The 1883-nt window shown below is 33.1% G+C and carries 2 protein-coding genes; one reads left to right on the top strand and one right to left on the bottom strand.

Annotated elements, in window-relative coordinates; translation table 11 throughout:
• Window positions 1-282 (bottom strand): transposase (locus AP75_RS13870; RefSeq protein ID WP_143755940.1); only part of this gene is annotated, 282 nt, incomplete at its 3' end.
• 366 nt (window positions 283-648) lie between these two features.
• Between AP75_RS13870 and AP75_RS13865 the strand changes: the two genes are divergently transcribed.
• Entirely contained in the window at window positions 649-1812 is a 1164-nt protein-coding gene (locus tag AP75_RS13865; protein WP_088264998.1) for a metallophosphoesterase, read from the top strand.
• Window positions 1813-1883 lie beyond the last annotated feature (71 nt).

Raw genomic sequence — 1883 nt, 5'->3', positions numbered from 1 at the left:
GTAGCCCAGGAAAAGGCGGATGGAGAGGCTGTCTGAACAGAACCGCAGCAAGGCGCGGTCGCTGTTTAAATTGTTCAGGTAGCCCACTAACAGTATCTTGAAAAAGACCACAGGATCGATGCTGTCCTGCCCGCAACGGCCGTAATAATGAGAGGTTGACTTGTAGAGGAAGCTAAAGGGTACTTCCTGACTGATTTTACGGTAGAAATCATCCTGGGGAACGAGCCCCTCCAGGCTGAGTTCGTAGAAGATTTTCGGTTCAAATGTTTTTCTGCCTTGCATACGCTAATTTACGGAGAATAAACGATATATACAATTGATTTTCAATATTTTAAACCCGTTTATAACCACATTTTCTATTTCTGAAATCTTTTTACCGTATCTTTGAAAAGAGGTTGTGCAACAGGCACATTGTATTGGCAAAATGCGGGGTTAAAGTCTAAGTTGAACTTTTTGTAATATTTAGTCGCAAAAAAAACTTTTCGTTTCACGAAAGTTTTGTAATTTAGTAAAACGAAAAAATTTTTTGCTTCATTCGGTTTAAGTTGAACATTTTCAGCTTTTTAGTCCGCACTTCGCCAATACTTTTTCCGTTGGTGGCAATTTTACAAACCAACTGCAAAGACAAACAACATTTGACATTAAACGATGAAATTAAAAAAAACACTGTTATTGATGACTCTTGCCATAATTCTATATTTGGGAATTGGTTCATTGCTTTTATATACTGAAACAATTCAAAGATTATATATTTTTCCAGGTTGGTCAATAAAACACGGTAACACAGACGAAGATAATTCAACAGTTAGTTCAGACGGACCAATTATTATTTACGAAAATAACAAAATATTAGGTTATCAAATATTTCCAAAAGACACTTTGTTTACAACGAGCAAAGTTGAAATTAGCAAGCAAGATACTTTAAGTTGTTATGTTGATGAAACAAAAGATACGTTCAAATTTCAATTAAAAGATAGTTTGGAAATTGAACCAACAGAATATGCCTTACCCAATAAAATGCTTGTCATTTCTGACATTGAAGGGAATTTTAAAGGTTTTAAATCTATATTATTAGGCAATAAAATCATTGACAATAAACTGAATTGGAAATTCGGAAATAATCATTTAGTGTTGGTTGGAGACTTCTTTGACAGAGGTTTGAATATTACAGAATGCTTATGGTTGATATACAAACTCGAAAAAGAAGCGGAAAAACAAGGCGGAAAAGTCCATTTTATTTTAGGAAATCACGAAATGATGAACCTAAAAAGTGAATTAAGATATGTTCGAGATAAATACCACGAAAATGCAGACACTCTAAAGTTAGACTATAAAAAATGGTACGCAAATAATACAGAATTAGGCAGATGGTTAAGAACAAAAAATGGCGTTGAAAAAATTGGTGATTATTTATTTGTTCACGCAGGTATTAGAAAAGGTTTTCCTGAAAAATACATTTTAAAAGAAATTAACGAGAACATAAGAAAATCAATCGATACAAATTTTGAGAAAGGTAAAAAACGAGATGATATTTTTATAGGAAATGAAAGTCCACTTTGGTATCGTGGTATAGCAAAAGAAGATGAGAACCAAAAGGATATAGAAAAAACGTTAGCGAAATTTAAGGCTTCAAAAATGATTATCGGACATACGATTTTTGAAGAAATCCAGTACTTGTATAATCAAAAAGTTATTACAATTGATTTAGAACACAAAGCAAATTCTGATAAAGGAAAAATGTATGCTCTTTGGTTTGAAAACAATGACTTCAAAATAACCGACCAAAATGGAGCAAAGACAACACTGAAATAAAAAAAACTGCCACCAATAACTAAGCTTTCGTTTTGTCTGCAAGACAAGAAATGAAAGCCCGTTGAACGGAA

The organism is Kaistella haifensis DSM 19056, from assembly GCF_000735695.2.
In the GTDB taxonomy this organism is placed as follows: domain Bacteria; phylum Bacteroidota; class Bacteroidia; order Flavobacteriales; family Weeksellaceae; genus Kaistella; species Kaistella haifensis.
Note: the sequence above shows the minus strand (reverse complement) of the source record. Positions and strands in the feature narration are given on the sequence as shown.